Source organism: Streptomyces smaragdinus, from assembly GCF_009604385.1.
In the GTDB taxonomy this organism is placed as follows: Bacteria; Actinomycetota; Actinomycetes; order Streptomycetales; family Streptomycetaceae; genus Streptomyces; species Streptomyces smaragdinus.
In genome coordinates this window covers 1-20,245 of the sequence record NZ_WEGJ01000025.1, presented here as the reverse complement: position 1 = coordinate 20,245, position 20,245 = coordinate 1, and the positions used below count along the sequence as shown (strand labels likewise).

The window sequence follows — 20,245 nt, the reverse complement described above, 5'->3', positions numbered from 1 at the left end:
ACAGGTGGGCAACCGCTTTCTCAAACACGCCCGTCGGCAGAAACACGGAAGGGGGCGCGAAAGCGCCCCCTTCCGCAGGAAGCGTCTACTTCAGGCCGAACGCCCGTATCACCGTCTGCGTGACCCCACCGCCGTTGTGCTGCCCGGCGCTGACCCGCAGCGATACGAACGCGGCCCCCGACGGAGCGTCCAGGGCCGCCTGCCACGCGCCGCCCCTCAGCTCCTTCGGGTCCGTACGCCGCCACGTCTTCCCGTCGTCGTACGACACCTCGACCCCGAGCGACGACACGGCGTCCGCGGCGGACGCCGAACCCAGCACGGACGGCGTGACCATCACATCACTGCGCCGCCCCGCACGGCCCGCGAGGTCCACCCCGGTCCCGTAGTCCAGCTGGACCAGCGGGACGGCCTTCCCCTCGTCGGCGGCCTCCGACCGGAACCGCCACTCGGTGCGCGTCTGTGAGGAGTACGGGCTCAGCTCGGGGTCCCCGTGCGTCTCGACGACCATCCGGTACGGCAGCTCCTCCGGCGCCAGCCCGCTCGCCCCGACCCAGGGCCAGGCATCGGCCTGGAACAGCAACTCGTCCCCCTGGTACAGCTCGACCCGCTGCGGGGCACGCATCACCTGACCGCTGTGCGCGGCCCCCGCGTCCCCGAACGCCTCGACGAACGCGCTGAACGTGTCCGCACCCCGGTAGAGGGCGCCGTCCTCCAGCAGCCGCGGCCGGGTGACCGGCCCGAACCAGCGGTCGCCCTGCGTGCTCCCCGGCTCGTACGCCACCTGCCCGGTGCGCGTCTCGCCTATCTCCGCGACCGTGCCGTACTGCCGCCAGCTGCGACCGGCACCGGCGGAGACCCAGTCGGTGCGCGACCCGGCGGCGACCGGCTCGGCGGCCAACGACGGCGCCGCCGTCCCCGGCCACTCGTACGGCGGGAAGTCGGCCCGCCGCTCGACGGCGTGCATCCCGGCGGGCACGGCGAACTCGAGGTCGACCCGGGCCAGATCACCGGGATCCGTCCCGGCGGAGGGGTCGGCCGGTATCGCGCCGACGTGATAGTCGGCGAGGTCGTACAGATACTCCGGCGAGGGATGGGCCTCGACGGCGAGCTTCACGCCGCCCGGCCCGGATATCCGCCCGATCAGGGCCTCACCCTCGTCGAACCCGAGCGAGGCGACGGGGAGCGCGCTGTCGTACGCATCGCTCCGGCGCCCCGGATCCTGGTTGACGACGAGCAGCATCGCCGCGCCCGCCTTTTCGGCGGCGGCCGCCAACTCCGCCGGCGCCCGGTCGGACGCCCGCACCACCACGGCCTTCCCCCGCGCCGCGACCCCGTCGTACTCGGCCTCGGACCCCGTCCCCGCGAACACCGCGTCCAGCCGCCTCGTACCGTCCGCCAACCGCCCCGAACCGGGCTGCGTCAGCGCGTCGTCGATCCGCCGCCCCTGGTACGAGAGGGCCAGCGGCGTCTGCACCGCGCGGATCCGCGTCCCGAAGACGAAGCTGCCCTTCTTCACCTTCCCGGTCGGCAGCGCCCACAGGCTGTCGTACGCCGGCGACGGGAACTGCACGTCGAACAGCGCCGACCAGTCCGGCACCGGCTCCGCCGACGCCCAGTTCCGGTACACGTCGATCCGGCTCTGCGTCACGGCACTCGGCTTCGCGGTGTCCACCTTCACCTGCCGCACCCGTGAGGCGTCGAGCTCCACCGTCCGGTCGCCCGTCAGCTCGATCTCGGGCGCGGCGAGCAGCGCGAACCCGAGGGAGTGGGCGCCGTGCAGCCCCCGCACGTCCATGGACGAGAAGGCGGTGTACGAACCGGGCGGCAGCCGCCGGGTGACGGAGCCGCTCTCCGGGACCTCCATCAGCAGCGAACTCCCGTCCGCGCCCCGGACGTCGACCACACCGGCGGCCGGCTCACCGTCCTGGCCCTTCAGGCTCATGGTCAGCGCGTACTTCTCGGCCTCGACCACGAACCCGGTCGCCGTGTGTATGACGCCGCCGTCGAAGCGGGCCGTGACCTGCGCGGTGTACTGCCCGGCGGCGAGCCCGCCGGGGTCCGCCGTCAGCTCGGCCCGCGCGGTGCCGTGCGCGGGCACGGTGACCTGCTCGGCGTCGAGGGCGAAGGCAGGAGAGCCGTCCACCGCCAGGTCCAGGGTTATCGGGGCGTCCGTGGTGTTCGTGTAGGTGACCGGCTTGGTTATGGGCTGCGCCTCCGTGCCGTACTTCACGAGCCCCGCGTCCACCGACCCGGTCGCGAACACGTCCGCCCAGTACGCGCCCGGCACGCTCACCCGGCCCGAACCCGCCTGGTAGGGGCTGTAGTCGGGGGTGCGCACGCTGGTGCTCATCAGGGCGTCCTTGATCTGCGCCGCCGTCCAGTCCGGGTGCTTCTGCGCGACCAGCACCGCCGCGCCCGCGACATGCGGGGTCGCCATCGACGTACCCTCCGACGAGCGGTAGAAGCCCTCCCCGCCGTCGTCCATGAACTGCGACCGCGCGGCGACTATCCCCACGCCCGGCGCCGTGATGTCCGGCTTCAGCCCGTCGTCGTCCTCCCGCGGCCCGACGCTCGAGAACGGCGCCAGCCGGTCCCGGCCGTCCACCGCGCCCACGGTGAGCGCCGCGTCCGCCGTCCCCGGCGAGCCGAGGGTGTACGAGCCCTGCTCCCCGTCGTTCCCCGCGGCGACGACGAACAGCGCGCCCGTTTCGGCGCTCAGCCGGTTCAGGGCCTGGCTCAGCGGATTGTCCTGGCCGTTGCGCACGTTGCTGCCCAGGCTCATGCTGATCACGCGGGCGTGCTCGGTGCGCGCCGCCCACTCCATGCCGGCGATGATCCAGGAGTCCTGGCCGCTGTTCTGATCGCTGAGGACCTTGCCCACGACCAGGTCGGCACCGGGGGCGACCCCCTTCTCCGTCCCGCCGGACGCGGCGCCCGTCCCGGCGACCGTGGACGCGGTGTGCGTCCCGTGGCCGAACCGGTCGGTGACCTCCTGGCCGGGGACGAAGCTCCGGGACTCCACGATCCGGTCCTTCAGGTCCGGGTGCGTGGCGTCGATCCCGGTGTCCAGCACGGCCACCCGCACTCCGGCGCCCGTCCCGCCGTTCGCCCAGACCGCGGGGGCGCCTATCTGTGCCGTGCTGTCGGCGAGGGTGCCGTGGGAGCGGCCGTCGAGCCACACCCTGTCCACCCCGGCGGCGAACTCCGGGCCCTTCTTCCCCGTGAGGGCCGACCAGAGGGCGGCGGACTTCGACCGGTTGGCCCGTACGGCCTTCCCGTGGATCACCGGCAGGTCGAGGGTGGTCTCGGTGCCGGGGAGGGCGGGCTCCTTGGCCGTCCCGTGGGTGACGATCAGGGGCAGCGAGGCGGCGTGCGCGTCGTCGTAGCCCTGCTCGATCAGCCCGGTGACGTCGAAGAGCCGCCGGTCGAGCCGTCCGTCGGCGAGATACGGCAGCACCGCGTCCGGGTACGCGAACGTGTGCCCGTCCTCGACGGTCACCCGCAGCGACCCCGTGGCCCCCGGCGCCCGCTGCACGCTGACCTCGGGCTTCGGGCCGGCGCCGACGGTCACCCGGTCGCCGGTGAGCAGGGTGACGGTGGTCGGGGTGGCGGACTTCTGCACGGCCGGAGCCGGTCGGCCGGAGCCCTGAGCCGTGCCGGGGACGGCCAGGGCGGCGACGGTCGCGGCGGCGAGCGCCGCCACGGCCGTTCTTCGGGATGGGGAGAACCTCACAGTACGTGCCTCCGGGAGAGTCGTTCGGGAGCCGCGGCTCTCCGCTTCCCGGATCCGGCGACAGGGGGACGCCGGATCCGGCTGGTCGGAGGGCTACGGCGCGCACCAGCACCCTCGTCGCCGCGGATGCGCGGTGACAAGGACAACCCGGAGGTGACGTTGCGCAGTTGCGCAGGTGTGCACCATCCCGGAGTGCGCCGGTCAGCTCAGGTCGGGCCAGGTCAACAGGTCGGTGGCGAGGGACGCGTCGCCCTCGACACGTATCCGGTCCACGGGAAGCCGACGGTGGAGCACGAGGAGCAGATCGCTCGCCGCTCCCCGCAGGGTGGCGGCACGCCCCGGATCCCCGGCGCCCTCCGGCAGCCCGAGCTCCCACTCGGGTCCCTCGGCCGTCCGCAGACGTATCTCACCGGGGGCGTGGGGCCACGCGACCGCCGTACCGTGCGACACGTCGAGGAACTCCGCGATGCCGTCCAGGGCCACGTCAGCCGGCACCGCCTCGGGCAGCCCGGCGGCCAGCTGCGCGTCGAAGGCGTGAACAGCGGCCTCCTGCACCTGATGCCGCGCCACGGCCCCGACGGTCTGCGGCGCCTTCGAGCCACCCCACCACGTCCAGCAGCCATCCTCGGGGCCGGCGGCCCGCAGGGCGCCGACGAGGATCCGCGTCGACTCCTCGGCCCAGGCGAGCAACTCACCCGCACCGGGGCCGGAGTCGTCCCCGTCCCGCCGCCGGGGCGTGAAGTCCGGCCCCGAGGCGACCACTGTCGCCCAGAACCGCTGCACCTCACCGAGATGAACGACGAGGTCACGCAGGCTCCAGTCCGGGCAACTGGGCACACGCGCACCCGGATCCGCGGCAGCGGCGGCCTTGCGAAGGGCTTCGGAACGCTCCTCGATCCGGGCGAGGAGCCGGTCGTACGACGGGGTGAGTTCGGTCATGTCTCGGTTGTATCAGCGGGGTCTGACAAAGCGACCCGTTCTTGATCACTCAGCGCAGCAGATCCAGTACAGTAAGTGACTGCGTCTTGTACGGATAAAGACGCCAATGCCCCTTCCTCTGGAGGATCCATGGCGCGCTTCCGCGCTCGCTTCGCCCTGCTCGGCTCAGCCGTAGCCCTTCTCGCCGGCGCCCTCGTTCCCGCGCAGGTCGCCGCCTCCCAGCCCGCTTCCGCGGCGCCGTCGGCGGACTACGACTGGGTGGCCCTGGGCGACTCGTACACCGCCGGCGTCATCCCCGCCTCCGGCGACGTCTTCGAATTCCCCCGCGACGGCTGCGACCGCACCGACCGCGCCTACCCGCAGGTGATCGCGCGCGATCTCGGCCCGCTCCTCGACCTGACGAACGTCAGCTGCGGCGGCGCGAACATCGGCGATGTCACCTACCGGGCGCAGGAGCCGATCGGCCGCCACCTGCCGCCCCTCTCCGAGGACCCGGACTACCCGTTCCCCGCCGTCCCTCCGCAGTCCTCGGTCGTCAGCGAGGACACCGACGTGATCACCGTCGGCGTCGGCGGCAACGACCTCCACTTCGCCGACATCCTCTTCCGGTGCCTCCAGCTGGGCGCGGAGAGCGGCGGCGAGGGCACCCCGTGCAAGGACGCCTCCGCCCGCGAAGTCCGGTACCGGCTCGTCGAGGCTTCCCAGGCCTACGGCTTCATGCTCACCGTGCTCCATGACCGCGCCCCGCACGCGAAGATCCTCGCCGTCGGCTACCCGGCGATCGTGCCCGACGACACGTCGAAGTGCCGCTACGGCGACCTGGAGCAGTTCGGTACGGTCACGCCGGGCGACCTCGACTGGCTGCGCGACGAGGTCCTGAAGCCCCTCAACACGCTCGTGGAGGAGTCCGCCGCCGGCTCCGACGCGACGAGCTTCGTCGACCTGTACGACTCCTCCCGCGCCCACAGCGTCTGCGACGACGACCGCTGGGTCGACGGCATCTTCACCGACCTCCCGTCCACGCCGGCCTTCGTCCACCCCAACGCGGCCGGCCACCGCAACGCGGCGGACGCCGTCGGGGCGGCGATGCTGCTCAACCTCTGACGACCCCACCCTCCAGGCCCCCGGCCCACCCGCCGGGGGCACCTCCGCGGCGTGGAGCGCCGCGCGGGACGGGGCCGGTTGCATCTCGTACGAGGGCGGGGATCAGGGGTCCAGCTGTACGGGGGTGAGTTGCCGTCCGCCGGCGGGCTGGAGGGGGTCTTCGACCAGGCGGAACCAGACCGCCTTCGCGCGCGGGGTGAGGCCGCCGGCGCGGGACGTGCCCCAGGCGTCGGCGATCCGGTCGACGATGAAGAGGCCCAGGCCCCCGGCCGTACCCGCGAAGCCCTGCGGTATGGGGAGGGGCGAGGGGCGGTCGTCGTGGACCCAGACGGTGACGTGCCGTTCGTGCACCTCCACGTCGACGTGGATGACGCGGGTCGCGGTGTGACGGTGGACGTTCGTGACGAGCTCGCTCGTGCAGAGGCGGGCGTCGTCCACCAGGGCTTCGTGGCCCGTTGTCCGGAGGAGGGCCCCTATCAGATCGCGTAGGACGGCCGCGGCAGTCTCCGAGTTTTCCGCCGACAAGCGGTAGTTGGAGACAGGGGGTGGCTCGGGGGGTGCGGGAAGCTGTAAGGCGGTTGCCATGGTCGTTCTCCCTACGTGGTACGGCTCGCGCCGCACGACCACCGTGGCTCGGCCGGGCGTGACGTAGAACGTCGCGGCGGCTGCACTGCGTTGGTCGTGCGATGCTGATACGACGGTAGGGGTCAAGGTTGATCCGTGGCAAGCGTGGCCCCTGGCTTCACTGACGGTGAGTAGACCCGCAGGGTGGTTTGGCGGCACACTCAATCAAAACGGGAGGAAGAGATTTCATGCCGCCGAGGAACAGCCCGACCGCCCGGCAGGTGCGTTTGGGGGCCGAACTGCGGAAGCTGCGCGAGCAGGCGGGGCTGACGGCGAAGCAGGCCGGGGGGCATCTGGCGATAGACCAGGCCAAGATCAGCCACCTGGAGGCCGGGCGCATCGGGGTCGGCGAGGAGCGGATTCGCAGGCTTGCGGCCTTCTACCGGTGTGGTGACGCAGCGTTGATCGATGCGCTCTGCGCCATTGCGCGGGAGCATCGGGGGCAGCACTGGTGGGATAACTATCGCGGCATCCTTGACCCGGCCTTCATGGACATCGCGGAGTTGGAGCACCATGCGGTGGCGCTGCGGTCCTTGCAGGTTGTCACGGTGCCGGGTCTGCTCCAGACCGAGGCCTACGCACGAACGATTTTTGCAGGTGGACGCCCCAAGGTCCCCGAGAGCGAATTCGAAGCGCGTGTCGAGCAACGGATGAAGCGCGCGACGATTCTCGATCGGGACGACCCTCCCGCCTTCGAGGCGTTCATCCACGAGGCGGCCTTGCGAATGCGGTTCGGCGGTCGCAAGGTGGTCAAGGAGCAGCTTGGGCACCTCATGGAGGTCTCCGAACTACCGCTGATCTCTGTACGCGTGATCCCGCTTACGTGCGAGGACTACATCGAGGCTTCGCAGTCCGTTCTCTACGCCAGCGGGGTAGTGCCGCAGCTCGACACGGTTCAGATCGACGGCGCGGTCGGAGGCTGTTTCCTCGACTCCCGGTCGCATCTCGAGAACTACCGCCAGCTGCTCGACGGCGCCGAACAGCTGGCGCTTGATCAGCAGGAATCTCGGCACCTCATTCACCACATCGCCAGGGAACTGTGAGGATGCAGACATGAGCAACGTGATCCAGTGGCAGAAGTCGTCCTTCTCGGGTGCGAACGGCCCCAACTGTGTGGAACTCGCCTCGCATGACGGCGTGATCCTCATACGGGAGAGTGACGCCCCGGGCACCGTCATCACCACGAGCGCCGAGAAACTGGCCGCCTTCCTCAAAGGCGTGAAGGCGGGGGAGTTCGACCACCTCCTCGGCTGACCCCGAGCCTACGTCCGCCGGGCGCCCCCACAGCGGGAGCTGCCCGGCGGACGTACCGGGCCTCCCGGGGCCAAGGCCCCGGTCAGCAGCTCGGTGTTGTCTTCTCCAGCTCCGCCGTGAGGCGGGAGTCCGGCTGGCAGTGGATGCCGTAGTCCGCGTCCTCCGAGGTGTGGAGGCGGCGGACCGCCTCCGCCAGTGGCGGAGTGAGCCTGACGGTGGCCGTCATGCCGCCTGACTCGGCCGCGAGGGACAGAGCGTCCGCGACGGGCGGACGGCTGTTCACCTCCACTTCGAAGATGTCGCTGGGGCCCAGGTCGTCCATCCAGGCCATGACGTAGTCGGGACGGAGCGGTTCGAACCATTCCCTGGCGTCGGCCGGGTGGTGCTGCTGGTGCTGGATTCGCGTTTCGAGGCTGCTCCAGCCCTCCGCCGTGCGGCGGTCCCCGTGCTGCAGATGGTGCAGGGAGAGGGAGCGGGCGGCGTCCGCGGAATCGGCGCCGGCCGCGTACTGCCACCAGAACAGGGCCGCCTCGACCCGTTCCCCGAGGTAGAGCAGGCAGGCGAAGGCCAGGGCCTCCTCCGGCTCGATGGGCTCGTATCTGCGTAATCCGCCGGGGAGCCGCCTGCCCATCGCGGCGATCGCCTTCGGGTTGCAGATCTGCTCGACGCAGAGCCGCTGCAGGGCGAGGCCGGCCCACTGGTGGACGGCGGACGACTGTGGCGGCATGTACGGAATGGGTGTGGGCTGGTCGACGAGCTGGGCGAATTCCTCGAACGAGAGGGCGCCGTGCCAGAGGACCTGGCGGGCGATGCGTTCCAGGCCTTCTCGTACGTCGAAGTCGTCGTATTCCCGCGCGAGGACACGGGATCCCTCTTTGAGCATGTCGATCAGTTCCTCGGTGGTCGGCTTGTCGTCGCGGTCGGCTGCCGCGTCACCCCGACTCATCTGTCTCCCCCCTGTCTCTTTCCCAGTTGATGTTCAGGTCCCGGGCCAGACTGATCCGGGCGTGGCGTATGTGCGAGCGGACGGTTGCCGGACTGACCCCCAGGAGGCCGGCGACCTGTTTCTGGGGGATCTTCAGCAGGAAGTGCAGGACCATGACGTCGAAGGGCCGGTCGGGCAGTTTGGCGATGGCCTCGTACAGGCCCAGACGGGACTCCAGGGACTCGAGCGTGGCGCGGGTGTCCTCGCGGTTGAGGGCGAAGGCGAGGGATTCGACGACCGGCCGGTGCTGTCCGTGGACCTCGAGCCGGCGGGCCACGTGCCGTCTGAACGCCGTCCAGACCGCCGCGGGGGCGTTCGGCCGGGTCAGCGCCTGCCCCCAGCGGGGGGCGAGCCAGACGAAGAAGTCGTGGACCGCCGCCTCCGTGCGTGCCCGCTCGCCCAGATGGGAGTGGGCGAAGCCCAGGTACATCCGCACGTTGGCCTCGTAGAAGGCGCCGAAATCCCGTGGCAGTGCGCCGCTGAGGTCAGTGCGCACGGCGATGCCACTCCACGGGTTCGGTCGTAACTGGCCTGGGACTCCTGCCTCCGTCATGGCGCCTCCGTCCAGGGGACCGCCGCGGGGGGTTCAAGGCTGCGCCGGGCCAGTTCGACGGCTCCGGCCCGCACGCCGGCGCCGAGGGCTCGCCGGCACAGGCGGCGCAGGTCCGGGCCGAACACCCGGACCGCGGTCACTCCCGCCAGCAGTGCGGCGGCAGTTTCAACGTGCATGTTGCTTGGGTCCCCTCGTTGGGCGGGCAAGGTGGGACGCGGTTCGCTTTGCGTCCGGCGGAACAGAGGTCCGTCCGCTTGCTCGACAACTCAACAGCCCCAGGGGCACGAATGTGCAAGCCGGTTGCGAATGTCTTTTCGGGGGGTTTGATCTTGCGGGAGGGGAGACGCTCGTTTGCAGCGTGAGGTCCGTCACGGGCTGAATACGGTCGGAGGGATTCCGTTAACGATTCGGTCTGGAATGTCCGCTGGTGGGCGGGGGTGTCGATTCGTTGACGGGGTGGGGGTGATCAGCCGAATTCGTCCTCGATCCATTTCGGTTGAAGGGTGAAGCACTGTATGGTTTTGGACTGAGCGGTCGTTCACTCTCGTGAGCCGGTCGATCTGTTGGGCGTCCCCCGTCGTCCAACATCCGGCCGGCGGTCATGGGTTCCCCCCGGGCGGCCGCTCGCATCCGGTGGGCCGTCTTCCCCCGAGGCGGCCCACCGGCATTCGGAGTTACGCGGAGGCCCGCCCGTAGCGCGTGTAGACGGCCGCGCCGGAGGGCTCCGCCGTCAGGCAGGTGAACTCCGCGTGCGGGCCCTCCGCCGGGAAGAGCCGGCGGCCGGTGCCCAGGACGGTGGGGAAGGTCAGCAGCCGGTACTCGTCGACCAGGTCGGCGGCCGTCAGCTGGTCCACGAGGCTCAGGCTCCCCGCGACGACGACGTCCCGCCGCTCGCGCTCGACGGCGTCGGCCGGGTCACCCTCCAGGGGCCGCGAGTTGGACCACGCCGCCAGGTCGCCGGCCGTCAGGGTGCTGGAGGCGACCAGCTTCGGGACGGCGTTCATGCGGGTGGAGAACGGGTCGTCGCGCTTCGGCCACAGGCCCGAGAGCAGCTGCCAGGTGGCGCGCCCGAGCAGCAGCACGCCGTCGTCCAGCGTGCTGCCGAGGCGGAACGCGTCCCCGGCGACCGTCTCCGGGCCGTGCCGGAACATCCAGCCGCCCCGGGGCGATCCGGCGGAGCCGTCCGGGTCGTACACGATCCCGTCCAGGGTGATGAACTCGATGACGATGACGCTCATGATCAGATCCCTTCGGTTCGGTGCTCACCGGTACGTACCGGGGGCGCCGCCGGGACTCATCGCGGGCGGTGCGGTCAGCTTCCGGGGAACTCGTCGGGCAGGGCGAAGGTGTCGAGGACGGCGGGGTCGACGTACGTGACGTTGTGCGTGATCCGGCCGCCCGTGACGGTGAGGACCTGGACGCTGTGGCGCTCGTAGCCGCCGCCGGGCCGGGAGGCGTACGCGGCGAGGACGGGCTGGCCGCCGGAGGTGAGCGTTTGCGTGCGCCAGCCTGTCCCGCGCATGCGGTACACGCGGTCCATGAAGCGGCCGTAGTCCCGGCTGCCCAGGAACCACAGGGGGATCGGGGGCATCTCGAGGATCGCGTCGTGGGCCAGGAGCCGTACGAGGGCGGGCACGTCGGCGGCCTCGAAGGCCTGTATGTACCGCTGGACGACGGTCTGCGTCTCGGGGTCGTCCGGCTCCGCGACTGCGTGGGCGTCTGCCCCGCCGTCGAGGGCGGCGCGGGCGCGCTGCAGCGCGCTGTTGACCGCCGCGACGGTGGTCTCCAGCTGCTCGGCGACCTCGGCGGCGCTGAACGCCAGCACCTCGCGCAGGATCAGCACCGCCCGCTGCCGCGCGGGCAGCACCTGCACGGCGGCCACCCAGGCCAGGCGCAGATCCGCCCGGGCCTCGACGTCGAACCGCGCGTCGGGGAAGGGGCCGAGCCAGGGGACGTCGGTCGCGGGGACGAGCGGCGCCTCGGTGTCGCCACCGGGCACCCCCAGGCCGGAGGGGAGCGGGCGCCTGCGGTCCTTGTCCAGGGCGGTCAGGCAGGCGTTGGTGGCGATGCGGTAGAGCCAGGTCCGTACGGACGCGCGGGCGGGGTCGTATCGCTCGCGGGCCTTCCAGGCGCGGAGCATCGTCTCCTGGACCAGGTCCTCGGCCTCGTGGACGGACCCCAGCATCCGGTAGCAGTACGCCACCAGCTCTCCGCGGTAGGTCTCGAACTCCACGGGGCTCCTCATTGTGTGTTGCGGGTCTCGGGGCCGGGACCGTCGCTGCCGTTACGCCTGGGGGAAGTGGCCGCGGAGGTAGGCGCCGTACCACTGCGGGGGGTCGAGCGGGGCGCCCGGGGGTTCTATCGCGGCGGCTTCCACCGCGGTGTGGAGTTCGGTGGTCCATTCCTGGTCGGCGGCGGGGTAGGTCGTCGGGTAGGGAACGTTCCTCAGGATGGCAGGGGGGTCTGACAATTCGGTGCCGGGGCCGCTGGGGGTGCACGCGTGAGCGGTAGGGCACCCCCGGGTTGTGATCAGGTGGGTTCCGCAATCCCCTGCGTTCAGGGACAAAGGGGCTGGTCAGGGGGTAGGGGTGGGGATTCGTGGCTCTGTGTCGACGGTGTGGTCGTCAGGGGGCGTGGGTTGCTTGCGCCTTTGGGCGGGAGGGTGTCCTGAATCGTGCGGGGGTGGGGTGCGTTTCGTGTGTCATGGGTTGCGGACGCGGGATGGTGGAGGTTCGCGGCTGCAACGGCATGTGCGGTGGTGAGTGCGGGTAGTGGCTTCGTGGCCGGGCTTTGCCGTCGGCTGCAACCGCAACTCCCTTGTTCCGGAAGGCTGGTAGCGGGACGGATGTGCCGTTGGGGCGAGGTCGGCTTCGGGGCCCGGTGCCCGGTGGGTGATCAGGCGTGATCGCGCCTGTGAAGGCATCGGGAGGGTTATGCCCGGAGGGTGATGGGAATGTCGCCGTTCGTAGCACCAAGATGCCTTTTTCGGTCCAGAATTGGCCCAGCAGGCCCGTCCGGGGGGCGTTGCGGTCAGAAGTGCCCGGCGGCACGAGCGGTGTCGGCGGGGTGGCGGTTGCGGTACCCGAGTACGGAGGTAGTACGCATGTGGAGGCGGAACGGGTTCGTCTTGCGGTCCCTGGTCCGGTCGGAGGTCAGGGCGTCGGAGTGGGCGTCGACGGCCGGCGCGCGACTCCGTCGGCGGTATCGGGGCGGCGGGGAGCGGGGGCAGACGGTTGTCGAGTACCTGGGGATCATCGTGGTGGTCGTCGCGATCATCGTGATCCTCTTGAACGCGGGGCTGGGCAACACGATCCTCAACAAGATCCAGGCGCAGATCGCGAAGCTCACCTGACCTGTCTCCGGCGATTGCGCTCGGACGATGGTCAGGCTTTCCCCATCTACATCGCTGGCGTTGCCGCGCTGCTTTTCTTGGCGGTCGCGTACTTCGCGGTCGGTCAGGCGGCAGCAACCCGCAACGATGCGCAGGGTGCGGCGGATGCGGCTGCCCTGGCGGCTGCGCAAGACGCTCGGCAGCAACTTCGCGGCAATCTGTTGGACGCGATCTCGGATCCCACTCAATGGGGGGACATCCTCGGCGGGAATGGGCTTTCCTACGGCCGGTCGTGCGATGCGGCAGCGGACTTTGCCGGTAGAAACGATGCAGACCTGAACGATTGCCAACGTGTCTACGACCCAGGGGATGGCTTCACTGTGTCAGTGACGACCCATGGAACCGTCGGGGACTCGGTGGTGCCAGGAACGGAAGATCGGCACGCCGAAGCATCGGCCACGGCCGTGATCGAGTCGCGTTGCCGCCTTGATCCGCCGACCGAGACCAGCGACGACGAGTTGCCGCTTCAGCTGGACTGCGACGGACAGGACTGGACCTTGGATCCGTCGGACCTCGATCTCTTTCCCGATCCGTCGGACCTGTTCACTGTTCATCTCGTCGATTGACCTACAAAGGATTCGGACCATGAGCATCAGGCGCGTTAGCGCGGTCAGTAAGGGAGTCGTAGCCGCGATTCTGGCGGTCGGGCTGACTGTCACTGCGGCCGGGTGTGGCTCGGACGGAGACAGCGATGGGGGAAGCCCGAAGAATGGTGCTTCGTCGTCATCGTCGAAGGGCGACGGCAAAGGTGACGACGGGGCGTCGGGTGAGGACTCGAACGACGAGGCCGCCGGCACCCCAGTGGCTCAGCTCAAAGGGCAGTCAGGGATGGTGCTGACCGTCGGCGATGTTGAGCGAGACTCGGGTGGCTTTGTTACGTTGACCGGCCAGATCCAGAACACCGGAAGCGCCCCCTTTACTGATACGGCCACCTGGGGCGGGACCGAGTCCGGGATGGGTGGTAACTCCCTTGCGGGGGCGACTCTCGTGGATAAGTCGGGCAAGAAGCGCTATTACGTGCTGCGGGACACGGAGAAACGATGCCTGTGTACATCAGGCATCGCAGTTGTCGAAGCGGGCAAGGCAGTCGACATCTATATCCAGTTCCCCGCCCCACCCGAGAAGACCAAGGAGGTCGAGTTCCAGCTGCCGACCTTCACTCCCACCACGCTCCCCCTCTCAGAGTGAGGTGAGGAGCCATGACCCCGAACACCCACACCACCCCCGCCGAAGGCGCCACCTCGGGGGCCGCCTCCGACCACCTCCCGCGCTGGGGTGAAGAGCCCACAGCCCCGTCGGCGCCTCGCCAGCCGCGCCCCCGCCCCACCCCGCCCCGCGCGATGCTCACCCTCGCCGCCACCCTCACCCTCCTGCTCCTCCCCGTAACCCCCGCCCCCGCGCAGGACGACGTCCCCAGCTCCCCGCCCGGGACCAACCTCTCCGCGCCGCCCCCGGTGCAGACCGACCCCGACGACCCCGACCTCAAGCTCGAGGACGGGGCCACCCTCGCGGAGCCGAAGGTGCTTGACATCGTGTCCGTCGTCGAGACGCAGGGCGGCGAAGAGCGCAGGTCCGACACGAACACCACGATCACCATCGCCCTCCAGGCCGACGTCCTCTTCCCCATGGACAGCGCGAAGCTCACCGCCGCGGCGCACGAGCGCATCGCGGCCATCGCGGCGGAGCTGGAGAAGAACAACCCCGACGTCGTACGGGTCTTCGGCTTCACCGACAACCTCGGCGCGTACGCCCACGGAGTCACCCTCTCCAAGGAACGCGCGAACGCCGTCCACCGCGAGCTGGTGAGCCTCCTGACGGCCAGCGCGGGCATGACGTTCCAGGTCCGCGGCTACAGCGAGGACTACCCGATCGCGGACAACGCGACCGAGGAAGGCCGCAGGAAGAACCGCCGCGTGGAGGTGAGCTTCCCCCGGTCGGAGGCGGGCTGACGGACCCACACCCGGCAGCCGGTGGCCGTCGGTGTCAGTGAGAACGCCGGATCTCTGGCTCCGGACACCAGGATGACTGCTCGCTGCCCCCGAGCAGTCCGCAGAAGCCGATCTGCCGGGGCCGTTTCCCTCCCTCCACGTGCTGGACGGAGATGAGCTTGTCGATGGGGACCTGCTGGTCCACGACCCCGCCGAAGTCGATCTTCCCGCTCTCGCCGTCCAGCGCGTCGTCCCCGTGGATACCGCTGAGGCCGTGCCAGAGCGCGGCGGGTGTGAGAGGGAGCCGCGGCGCGGTGTCCTGGAGGTGGGCGAGGGCGGTGAGGTGCAGGTTCACGGCGTCGAAAGCCAGGGCCGCGTGGCCGTCCAGGGAGGTGTCGGGGGCACTCGCGCATTCCTCTGGGAACAGTTGCCGCATGGTGGCGTACAGGTCGCTCTGACCGTCGCAGCCGGCGGATCCGACGGTGAAGTCGAGGAACTCGTACGGTACGCGGGCCAGGCTCCGCCGTTTGTCGGGGTCCGCGCCGAGCCGGCCGATGTCGTCGCCGCCGAGGAACGCGGGCGGGGTGTGTCCGCAGCGGGTGTTCACCGATTCGGCGACCGTCATGAAGTCCTCCGTGCGGCCGGTGAAGAAGACGAGGCCCTCGTAGCCGCAGGCCGTCTTGCCGACTTCGCTCGGGGTGGCGCCCGTGAGGGTGTTCCCGAGCCGGGTGTCCGGGGCGTAACCCTGCCGGGTCACGTGGAATCCGGCGGACTCGAACGAGCGCGTGGCGTCGTCGCGGAGGTTGCTGCTGTAGGTGTCGCTGGGGTCGAGGGAGTACATGATCCGTACGCTGCGCTTCTTCAGCCGCCCTTCGTCGAGCATGTGGCGGGCGTAGGCGGCCGCGATGTCGGCCTCGCGGCGGTTTTGCGGGGAGACCTGCATGTACAGCGCCGAGTAGCCCGGGAGGCTGTCGGCGGACAGGGTGGTGGCGATCATGGGCAGGCCGATGCGGGTCAGTTCGGCGATGGTGTCCACGGTCGCCGAACGGCTCTGGTCGAGGCCGGTGACGCCGGCGATGGTGGGGTCCGTCCGCATCAGTTCCCCGATTTCGCGGCCCACGTCGCGGCCGTACCGCATGCCGGATCCGGCGCTCGCGGTGAAGATCCGTACGACGGGGGCGTTGCTGCGGGTCGCGTCGAGTTGCCGGCGCTGGGCCGCGGCGGCGCCCTGCAGCTGCTCGCGGGCGTAGGCCAGGGAGCCGCTCGGGTGGCCGCCCGGGGAGCTGAGCAGGGCGGAGAGGTGGATCAGGGTGATGAGCGGGCGGTCGGGGGTGGCTTCGTGGATTCTCTCGGCCTCTTCGTTCTGCCTGGTGATGACCCGGAGGGTGGTCCGTACGCGGGCGTCGGCGGCGCCGAAGGCGAAGCCGTGGGGGGCGATGCCCACGCACTCGTTCGTGCGGTCCGTCTTCCAGACGGTCGCGGCGTCGGGGTCGCCGCGGTCGAGGCCGCAGTGCCGGCGGCTCCATGCGGCCTCGTCGGCCCGGGCGTCGCGGACGTAGGCGGCGGTGGTGGCCACGGTGGCCAGGACCAGCAGCGCCGCGACGGTGCGGCGGACCGTACGGCCGGCCCAGCGCGGTGGGCGGGGGAGCTGCCAGCGGGAGGCGCGGGCCGTGCGGCCGGCGTGGAGGTGGACGTCTGGGTCGTCGGGCGGGACCGGGGCGGGGATGCGTACCGGGAGGTACCAGAAGCCCGGGGAACGGTCGCGGACGGGGCCGGCCAGTTCCTCGAGCCAGGCGTCGTACGGGGAGGGGTCGTCGTTCACGTTGCGGACCTGGACCGGCTCCCGGGGGTCCTCGGGGCGGGTCAGGACGAGCAGGAGGGGGTCGAAGGCGCCGGTGTCGTTGCGGACGGTGGCGATGAGGCGGGCGAGGTTGCGGCCGCCGTTGGCCGCGGTGGCGCCCTGGAGCCAGGCGGTGCAGTGGGCCGTACGGCGGTATCCGGCCGGGCGCAGGGGGTGGCGGCGGCGGTAGGCCACGCGCAGGTCCTCGAGGAACGCGTTGACCATGAGGCGGCTGATCTGTTCCGGGTCCTCGCGGCCCCAGCGGGGCTGGGTCAGGCGCAGGGCGAAGCCGGTGAAGGTGCCGGGGTCGGCCGGGGCCATGTAGGGCTGTTTCAGGAGCCAGCGGTATTCCTGGCCGACCAGTCTCCACAGGCGGAACCAGATCAGCGGCGCCAGGACGAGACCGAACAGCTGTGCCCACCACTGGACCTGGCCGGTCAGCGCGGACTCGGCGCTCGAGCCGCCGGTCAGCCGGAACAGCCGGCGGCGGGCGAACTCCCGGTCCCGTAATCGGCGGATCACCAGCCGGCCGTGCTGGCTGTCCGGCTCCTCGGGGGAGTCCGTGGTCTGGAGCAGCCAGTTGACCATGCCGAAGCGGCGGAAGCGGACGCGCTGGTCCGGGCCGTAGCTGTCGGAGGAGAACTCCTGGGCGAGCTTCACCAGGGAGCGGCGGCAGAGCTCGGTCCGCTGCCAGTCGTGGTCCAGGTATCTGGGCGTTCCCTCGGCGCCGCGGTCGCGGACGACCTCCGCCCACAGGGCGTCCATGTCGATCCGGCGGTGCGGTACGGACCGGGGGTCGGAGCGGTGGGCGGAGTCGTCGATCTGCGCGCCGAGTTCGGCGTCGTGGGTGCCGAGGAGTTCGAGGATGGGAATGCCTTCCCGGACCCGGGCGGGGCCGGGCGGGCGCTTCACGAGTCTGCCCACCAGCTCGAACACTTGGTGATTGAAGATGGGTGCCACGGCTGCTCCCGTTCTCATCACGACAGGTGTTGTTCTAGACGCACTGGGCGAGGCCGCGGTTCGGTAACAATGGAGTGGGGGCGGGCGGCGGCCCGTTGTGCTAACGAGGATCGCTGTTGTCGCTGGTGAGGCGTAGGCTGCCGGAACCGCTGTCTGCACCGTGAAGTAGGGCCGCGGTGGCTTCTGTTGAGCTTCTGGATGCGAAGGACACCGATGGCAGTCGACGAGACCCCGGATCTGCGCCTGGACCGCCCCAGCCCGGCGCGGATGTACGACCACTACCTCGGCGGCAAGGACAACTACGCCGTGGACCGGGAAGCCGCCGGGAAGATCATCGAGCTCTACCCGCCCATCGTGAAGGTCGCCCGCCGCAACCGCGCCTTCATGCGCAGGGCCACCCGCTGGCTCGTCCGTGAGGCGGGGATACGCCAGTTCCTCGACATCGGCACCGGCATACCGACCGAGCCCAACCTCCACCAGGTCGTCCAGGAGGTCGCCCCCGAGTGCCGGGTGGTCTACGTCGACAACGACCCCGTCGTCCTGACCCACGCCCGCGCCCTGATGCGCAGCACCCCGGAGGGACGCACCACGTACATCCAGGCCGACGCCACCCGGCCCGAGACCATCCTCGGCGACCCCGAGCTCGCCGAGGTGCTGGACCTGTCCCAGCCGGTCGCGCTGACGCTGATCGCGCTGATGCACTTCGTGGAGGACAAGCACGACCCGGTCGGCGTCGTACGGGAGCTGCTGTCCGCGCTGCCGTCCGGGTCCGCGCTGGCCATGACCCATGTGACCGGGGAGTTCGACCCCGTGGGGTCGGCGCAGGCGGTGGAGATCTACCGCAGCCGGGGCATCGGGTTCCAGATGCGCAGCCGGGCGGAGGGGGCGCGGTTCTTCGAGGGGCTGGACCTGGTGGAGCCGGGGATCGAGCTGCTGCACCGGTGGCGTCCCGAGCTGGGTGACGACGCGGAGACGGTCAACGCCCGGGAGATCGCGGACGCGGACGACGGCTTCTGGGCCGGGGTGGCCGTCAAGCCGTAAGGGAGTCGGGGAAGCTGCCTGGTGGGCCGCCTACGGGGGGAGTAGCGGCCCACCAGGAGGGGGAGCGGTCGCCTCTAGGGGGAGTCCTCGGCGGCGGCCGGCCGTTGGATTACGGGGGGAGACCCAACGGGTCGGCGGGGCCAAGGGGTTAAGCGACCGCTCAGTGCAAAACTCTACAGCCGTTTATGATTCAACCGAAATCGATCTGCGGGGACGCGGGCGGGTCCACGGTCCGCGGGCGCGGGCGTTACGGGGGCTCCTTCAGGCCTCTCACCAGGCCATGTGCCTGCCGGACGGGGCCCGCGGTCGCGGCCGGCGGCTCGCCTCGCCCGTGACAGACGTCACGCCCGTGGGGCCGCCGGTCTACGTCGTGTAGTCCGCGTTGATCCGGATGTATCCCGCCGACAGATCGCACCCGTACACCGTGGCCTCCGCCGTCCCCGTGCCCAGCGTGATCGCGATGTCCACCTCGTCGCGCCGCATCATCGTCACCAGGGGAGCCAGGTCCGACGGCTCGTCCGGGTAGACCGGGACGTCGCCGAAGCGGACCGTGACCCGGGTCGGGTCGATGTCCGTGTCCGACGTGTTCTTGCCGATCGCCATCACCACCCGGCCCCAGTTCGGGTCGGCGCCGTGGACCGCCGTCTTGACCAGGGGGGAGTTCACCACGCTCTTCGCGATCCGCTTCGCCTGGGCGTGGTCGCGGGCGTCCGAGACCGTGACGCGGAGGAGCTTCGTCGCGCCCTCGCCGTCGCGGGCCAGTTGGAGGGTCAGGTCCAGGCAGAGGTCCGTCAGGGCCCGCTGGAACTCGGCCGGGTCGACCGGGCCCGCCGCGCCGTTCGCGAGCAGCGCGACCGTGTCCGACGTGGACGTGTCCGTGTCCACGCTCAGGGAGTTGAACGTCGGATCCACCGCCCGGCGCAGGGCCGCGTCCAGGGCGGGGGCGTCGAGCGACGCGTCCGTGACGAGGTACGCCAGCATCGTCGCCATGTCCGGCTCCAGCATGCCGACGCCCTTCGCCACGCCGACGATACGGGCCGGGCCGACCGTCCGTACCGCCGTCTTGGGTCGGGTGTCCGTCGTCATCATCGCCCGCGCCACCTGGCCCGGCGTGGCGTCGAACGGCGCTTTGGCCGCCGCGTCGAAGTGGGCGCGGATGGTGCTCATCGGCAGCGGGCGGCCGATCACCCCCGTCGAGCCGATCAGGACGTCCCCCTCCGGGACCCCGGCCAGCTCCGCCACCCGGCGTACGACCTCGGCGGCGTTCGCCTCGCCCGCGCGGCCGGTGGCGACGTTGGCGTTCTGGGCGAGCGTGACCACCGCCCGCAGTTGCCCGGAGCGGGCGTTGGCGCGGCTGAGGACCACCGCGGGGCCGGCGAAGAGGCTCCGGGTGAAGACGGCCGCACCGGACGCCGGGCGGTCGGAGACGATCACGGAGATGTCGTCGCCGCTCTCGCGCAGGCCGCCGTGGCCGGTGTAGGCGTGGAAGCCGGTGGGCCAGATGAGGGGTGCATCGTCATGCGTCATGCGGAATGTATATGCGGTGGCGGGTGGGGGCGTCCACCGTTTATGCGCGAGGGGGTGTGGGCGACGGACTCCAGGACGCCTTTCCGGATGGCAGCTAGATGTATACCCCCCGCACCACCGTCACCGTCAGCACCGAACGACTCACGTAGTAACGGATCACCACACCCGCCACGGTGGCCTCGCGGCGGTCCGTCTCCTTGTTGATGGCGGTCGAGCCGTGCCCGTACGGATCGTCGGATATGCGCTCCATCGCGCCGTCGAAGCGCTCCTGGAGGTCCGGTTCCATCCCGCGGCGGGCCTGATCGGCGGGCGGGGCGAACTGCAGTCGGTAGGTGGTGGGGGCGGCCGGGGGGTCGGCGTGACTTT

18 protein-coding genes and 1 pseudogene are annotated in these 20,245 nt (G+C 70.7%); 8 read left to right on the top strand and 11 right to left on the bottom strand.

Annotated elements, in window-relative coordinates; all coding sequences use genetic code 11:
* Nucleotides 1-85 precede the first annotated feature (85 nt).
* Together SRB5_RS24990 and SRB5_RS24985 are read right to left on the bottom strand one after the other, a co-directional pair.
* Nucleotides 86-3,703 (bottom strand): S8 family serine peptidase, encoded by a 3,618-nt coding sequence (locus SRB5_RS24990; RefSeq protein ID WP_323378422.1) that lies wholly within the window; start codon nucleotides 3,701-3,703, stop codon nucleotides 86-88.
* A gap of 231 nt (nucleotides 3,704-3,934) precedes the next feature.
* Nucleotides 3,935-4,672 (bottom strand): maleylpyruvate isomerase family mycothiol-dependent enzyme, encoded by a 738-nt coding sequence (locus tag SRB5_RS24985; RefSeq protein ID WP_153455668.1) that lies wholly within the window; start codon nucleotides 4,670-4,672, stop codon nucleotides 3,935-3,937.
* Nucleotides 4,673-4,801: 129 nt separating this feature from the next.
* Between SRB5_RS24985 and SRB5_RS24980 the strand changes: the two genes are divergently transcribed.
* A complete protein-coding gene (locus SRB5_RS24980) occupies nucleotides 4,802-5,776 on the top strand; it encodes an SGNH/GDSL hydrolase family protein (RefSeq protein ID WP_153455667.1) in 975 nt (324 codons plus the stop codon).
* Between the two features lie 102 nt (nucleotides 5,777-5,878).
* On the opposite strand, the gene SRB5_RS24975 is transcribed toward SRB5_RS24980, so the two are convergent.
* Nucleotides 5,879-6,361 (bottom strand): ATP-binding protein, encoded by a 483-nt coding sequence (locus tag SRB5_RS24975; RefSeq protein ID WP_153455666.1) that lies wholly within the window; start codon nucleotides 6,359-6,361, stop codon nucleotides 5,879-5,881.
* Nucleotides 6,362-6,588: 227 nt separating this feature from the next.
* Between SRB5_RS24975 and SRB5_RS24970 the strand changes: the two genes are divergently transcribed.
* Both SRB5_RS24970 and SRB5_RS24965 read left to right on the top strand, forming a co-directional pair.
* Nucleotides 6,589-7,443, top strand: coding sequence for a helix-turn-helix domain-containing protein (locus SRB5_RS24970; RefSeq protein ID WP_153455665.1), 855 nt, complete (start codon nucleotides 6,589-6,591; stop codon nucleotides 7,441-7,443).
* Nucleotides 7,444-7,453: 10 nt separating this feature from the next.
* Nucleotides 7,454-7,654 (top strand): DUF397 domain-containing protein, encoded by a 201-nt coding sequence (locus SRB5_RS24965; RefSeq protein ID WP_153455664.1) that lies wholly within the window; start codon nucleotides 7,454-7,456, stop codon nucleotides 7,652-7,654.
* An 82-nt stretch (nucleotides 7,655-7,736) separates the two neighbouring features.
* On the opposite strand, the gene SRB5_RS24960 is transcribed toward SRB5_RS24965, so the two are convergent.
* The 5 genes and pseudogenes from SRB5_RS24960 to SRB5_RS24940 all read right to left on the bottom strand — a co-directional run.
* Nucleotides 7,737-8,600, bottom strand: coding sequence for a hypothetical protein (locus SRB5_RS24960; protein WP_153455663.1), 864 nt, complete (start codon nucleotides 8,598-8,600; stop codon nucleotides 7,737-7,739).
* Nucleotides 8,587-9,135, bottom strand: coding sequence for an RNA polymerase sigma factor (locus tag SRB5_RS24955; RefSeq protein ID WP_194293026.1), 549 nt, complete (start codon nucleotides 9,133-9,135; stop codon nucleotides 8,587-8,589). Before SRB5_RS24955 ends, SRB5_RS24960 begins: the two co-directional genes overlap by 14 nt.
* Before the next feature lie 53 nt (nucleotides 9,136-9,188).
* Nucleotides 9,189-9,368, bottom strand: a complete 180-nt coding sequence (locus SRB5_RS24950; RefSeq protein WP_153455661.1) for a hypothetical protein — start codon at nucleotides 9,366-9,368, stop codon at nucleotides 9,189-9,191.
* A 498-nt stretch (nucleotides 9,369-9,866) separates the two neighbouring features.
* Nucleotides 9,867-10,430, bottom strand: a complete 564-nt coding sequence (locus tag SRB5_RS24945) for a dihydrofolate reductase family protein (protein ID WP_153455660.1) — start codon at nucleotides 10,428-10,430, stop codon at nucleotides 9,867-9,869.
* Nucleotides 10,431-10,504: 74 nt separating this feature from the next.
* Nucleotides 10,505-11,458, bottom strand: a pseudogene (locus SRB5_RS24940) (sigma-70 family RNA polymerase sigma factor); the annotation flags it as partial.
* 837 nt (nucleotides 11,459-12,295) lie between these two features.
* Between SRB5_RS24940 and SRB5_RS24935 the strand changes: the two are divergent.
* From SRB5_RS24935 to SRB5_RS24920, 4 genes are all read left to right on the top strand, one after another.
* Nucleotides 12,296-12,544 (top strand): hypothetical protein, encoded by a 249-nt coding sequence (locus tag SRB5_RS24935; protein ID WP_153455724.1) that lies wholly within the window; start codon nucleotides 12,296-12,298, stop codon nucleotides 12,542-12,544.
* Nucleotides 12,545-12,558: 14 nt separating this feature from the next.
* Nucleotides 12,559-13,149 (top strand): pilus assembly protein TadG-related protein, encoded by a 591-nt coding sequence (locus SRB5_RS24930; protein ID WP_228390435.1) that lies wholly within the window; start codon nucleotides 12,559-12,561, stop codon nucleotides 13,147-13,149.
* Nucleotides 13,150-13,168: 19 nt separating this feature from the next.
* Complete coding sequence (locus tag SRB5_RS24925) at nucleotides 13,169-13,771, top strand: hypothetical protein (RefSeq protein ID WP_153455658.1); 603 nt, start codon at nucleotides 13,169-13,171, stop codon at nucleotides 13,769-13,771.
* Nucleotides 13,772-13,923: 152 nt separating this feature from the next.
* Nucleotides 13,924-14,532, top strand: a complete 609-nt coding sequence (locus tag SRB5_RS24920) for an OmpA family protein (RefSeq protein WP_153455722.1) — start codon at nucleotides 13,924-13,926, stop codon at nucleotides 14,530-14,532.
* A 34-nt stretch (nucleotides 14,533-14,566) separates the two neighbouring features.
* On the opposite strand, the gene SRB5_RS24915 is transcribed toward SRB5_RS24920, so the two are convergent.
* On the bottom strand, nucleotides 14,567-17,287 hold the full coding sequence (locus SRB5_RS24915; protein WP_153455657.1) for a type 1 periplasmic-binding domain-containing protein: 2,721 nt from the start codon (nucleotides 17,285-17,287) through the stop codon (nucleotides 14,567-14,569).
* Between the two features lie 237 nt (nucleotides 17,288-17,524).
* On the opposite strand from SRB5_RS24915, the gene SRB5_RS24910 reads away from it, so the two are divergent.
* Nucleotides 17,525-18,352, top strand: a complete 828-nt coding sequence (locus tag SRB5_RS24910) for an SAM-dependent methyltransferase (protein WP_153455656.1) — start codon at nucleotides 17,525-17,527, stop codon at nucleotides 18,350-18,352.
* A 363-nt stretch (nucleotides 18,353-18,715) separates the two neighbouring features.
* Here the strand turns inward: SRB5_RS24910 and argJ are convergent, their stop codons facing one another.
* Both argJ and SRB5_RS35945 read right to left on the bottom strand, forming a co-directional pair.
* Complete coding sequence (argJ, locus tag SRB5_RS24905) at nucleotides 18,716-19,879, bottom strand: bifunctional glutamate N-acetyltransferase/amino-acid acetyltransferase ArgJ (protein WP_153455655.1); 1,164 nt, start codon at nucleotides 19,877-19,879, stop codon at nucleotides 18,716-18,718.
* Between the two features lie 94 nt (nucleotides 19,880-19,973).
* A complete protein-coding gene (locus SRB5_RS35945; protein ID WP_194293027.1) occupies nucleotides 19,974-20,165 on the bottom strand; it encodes a hypothetical protein in 192 nt (63 codons plus the stop codon).
* Nucleotides 20,166-20,245 lie beyond the last annotated feature (80 nt).

Excerpts from the sequence above, each read along its gene's own strand:
- SRB5_RS24980 (WP_153455667.1), top strand. The coding sequence starts at position 4,802 with ATGGCGCGCTTCCGCGCTCGCTTCGCCCTGCTCGGCTCAGCCGTAGCC.
- SRB5_RS24920 (WP_153455722.1), top strand. The coding sequence starts at position 13,924 with ATGCTCACCCTCGCCGCCACCCTCACCCTCCTGCTCCTCCCCGTAACC.
- SRB5_RS24970 (WP_153455665.1), top strand. The coding sequence starts at position 6,589 with ATGCCGCCGAGGAACAGCCCGACCGCCCGGCAGGTGCGTTTGGGGGCC.
- SRB5_RS35945 (WP_194293027.1), bottom strand. The coding sequence starts at position 20,165 with ATGGAACCGGACCTCCAGGAGCGCTTCGACGGCGCGATGGAGCGCATA.
- SRB5_RS24960 (WP_153455663.1), bottom strand. The coding sequence starts at position 8,600 with ATGAGTCGGGGTGACGCGGCAGCCGACCGCGACGACAAGCCGACCACC.
- SRB5_RS24975 (WP_153455666.1), bottom strand. The coding sequence starts at position 6,361 with ATGGCAACCGCCTTACAGCTTCCCGCACCCCCCGAGCCACCCCCTGTC.
- SRB5_RS24945 (WP_153455660.1), bottom strand. The coding sequence starts at position 10,430 with ATGAGCGTCATCGTCATCGAGTTCATCACCCTGGACGGGATCGTGTAC.
- SRB5_RS24925 (WP_153455658.1), top strand. The coding sequence starts at position 13,169 with ATGAGCATCAGGCGCGTTAGCGCGGTCAGTAAGGGAGTCGTAGCCGCG.
- SRB5_RS24985 (WP_153455668.1), bottom strand. The coding sequence starts at position 4,672 with ATGACCGAACTCACCCCGTCGTACGACCGGCTCCTCGCCCGGATCGAG.
- SRB5_RS24950 (WP_153455661.1), bottom strand. The coding sequence starts at position 9,368 with ATGCACGTTGAAACTGCCGCCGCACTGCTGGCGGGAGTGACCGCGGTC.
- SRB5_RS24910 (WP_153455656.1), top strand. The coding sequence starts at position 17,525 with ATGGCAGTCGACGAGACCCCGGATCTGCGCCTGGACCGCCCCAGCCCG.
- SRB5_RS24965 (WP_153455664.1), top strand. The coding sequence starts at position 7,454 with ATGAGCAACGTGATCCAGTGGCAGAAGTCGTCCTTCTCGGGTGCGAAC.
- argJ (WP_153455655.1), bottom strand. The coding sequence starts at position 19,879 with ATGACGCATGACGATGCACCCCTCATCTGGCCCACCGGCTTCCACGCC.
- SRB5_RS24935 (WP_153455724.1), top strand. The coding sequence starts at position 12,296 with ATGTGGAGGCGGAACGGGTTCGTCTTGCGGTCCCTGGTCCGGTCGGAG.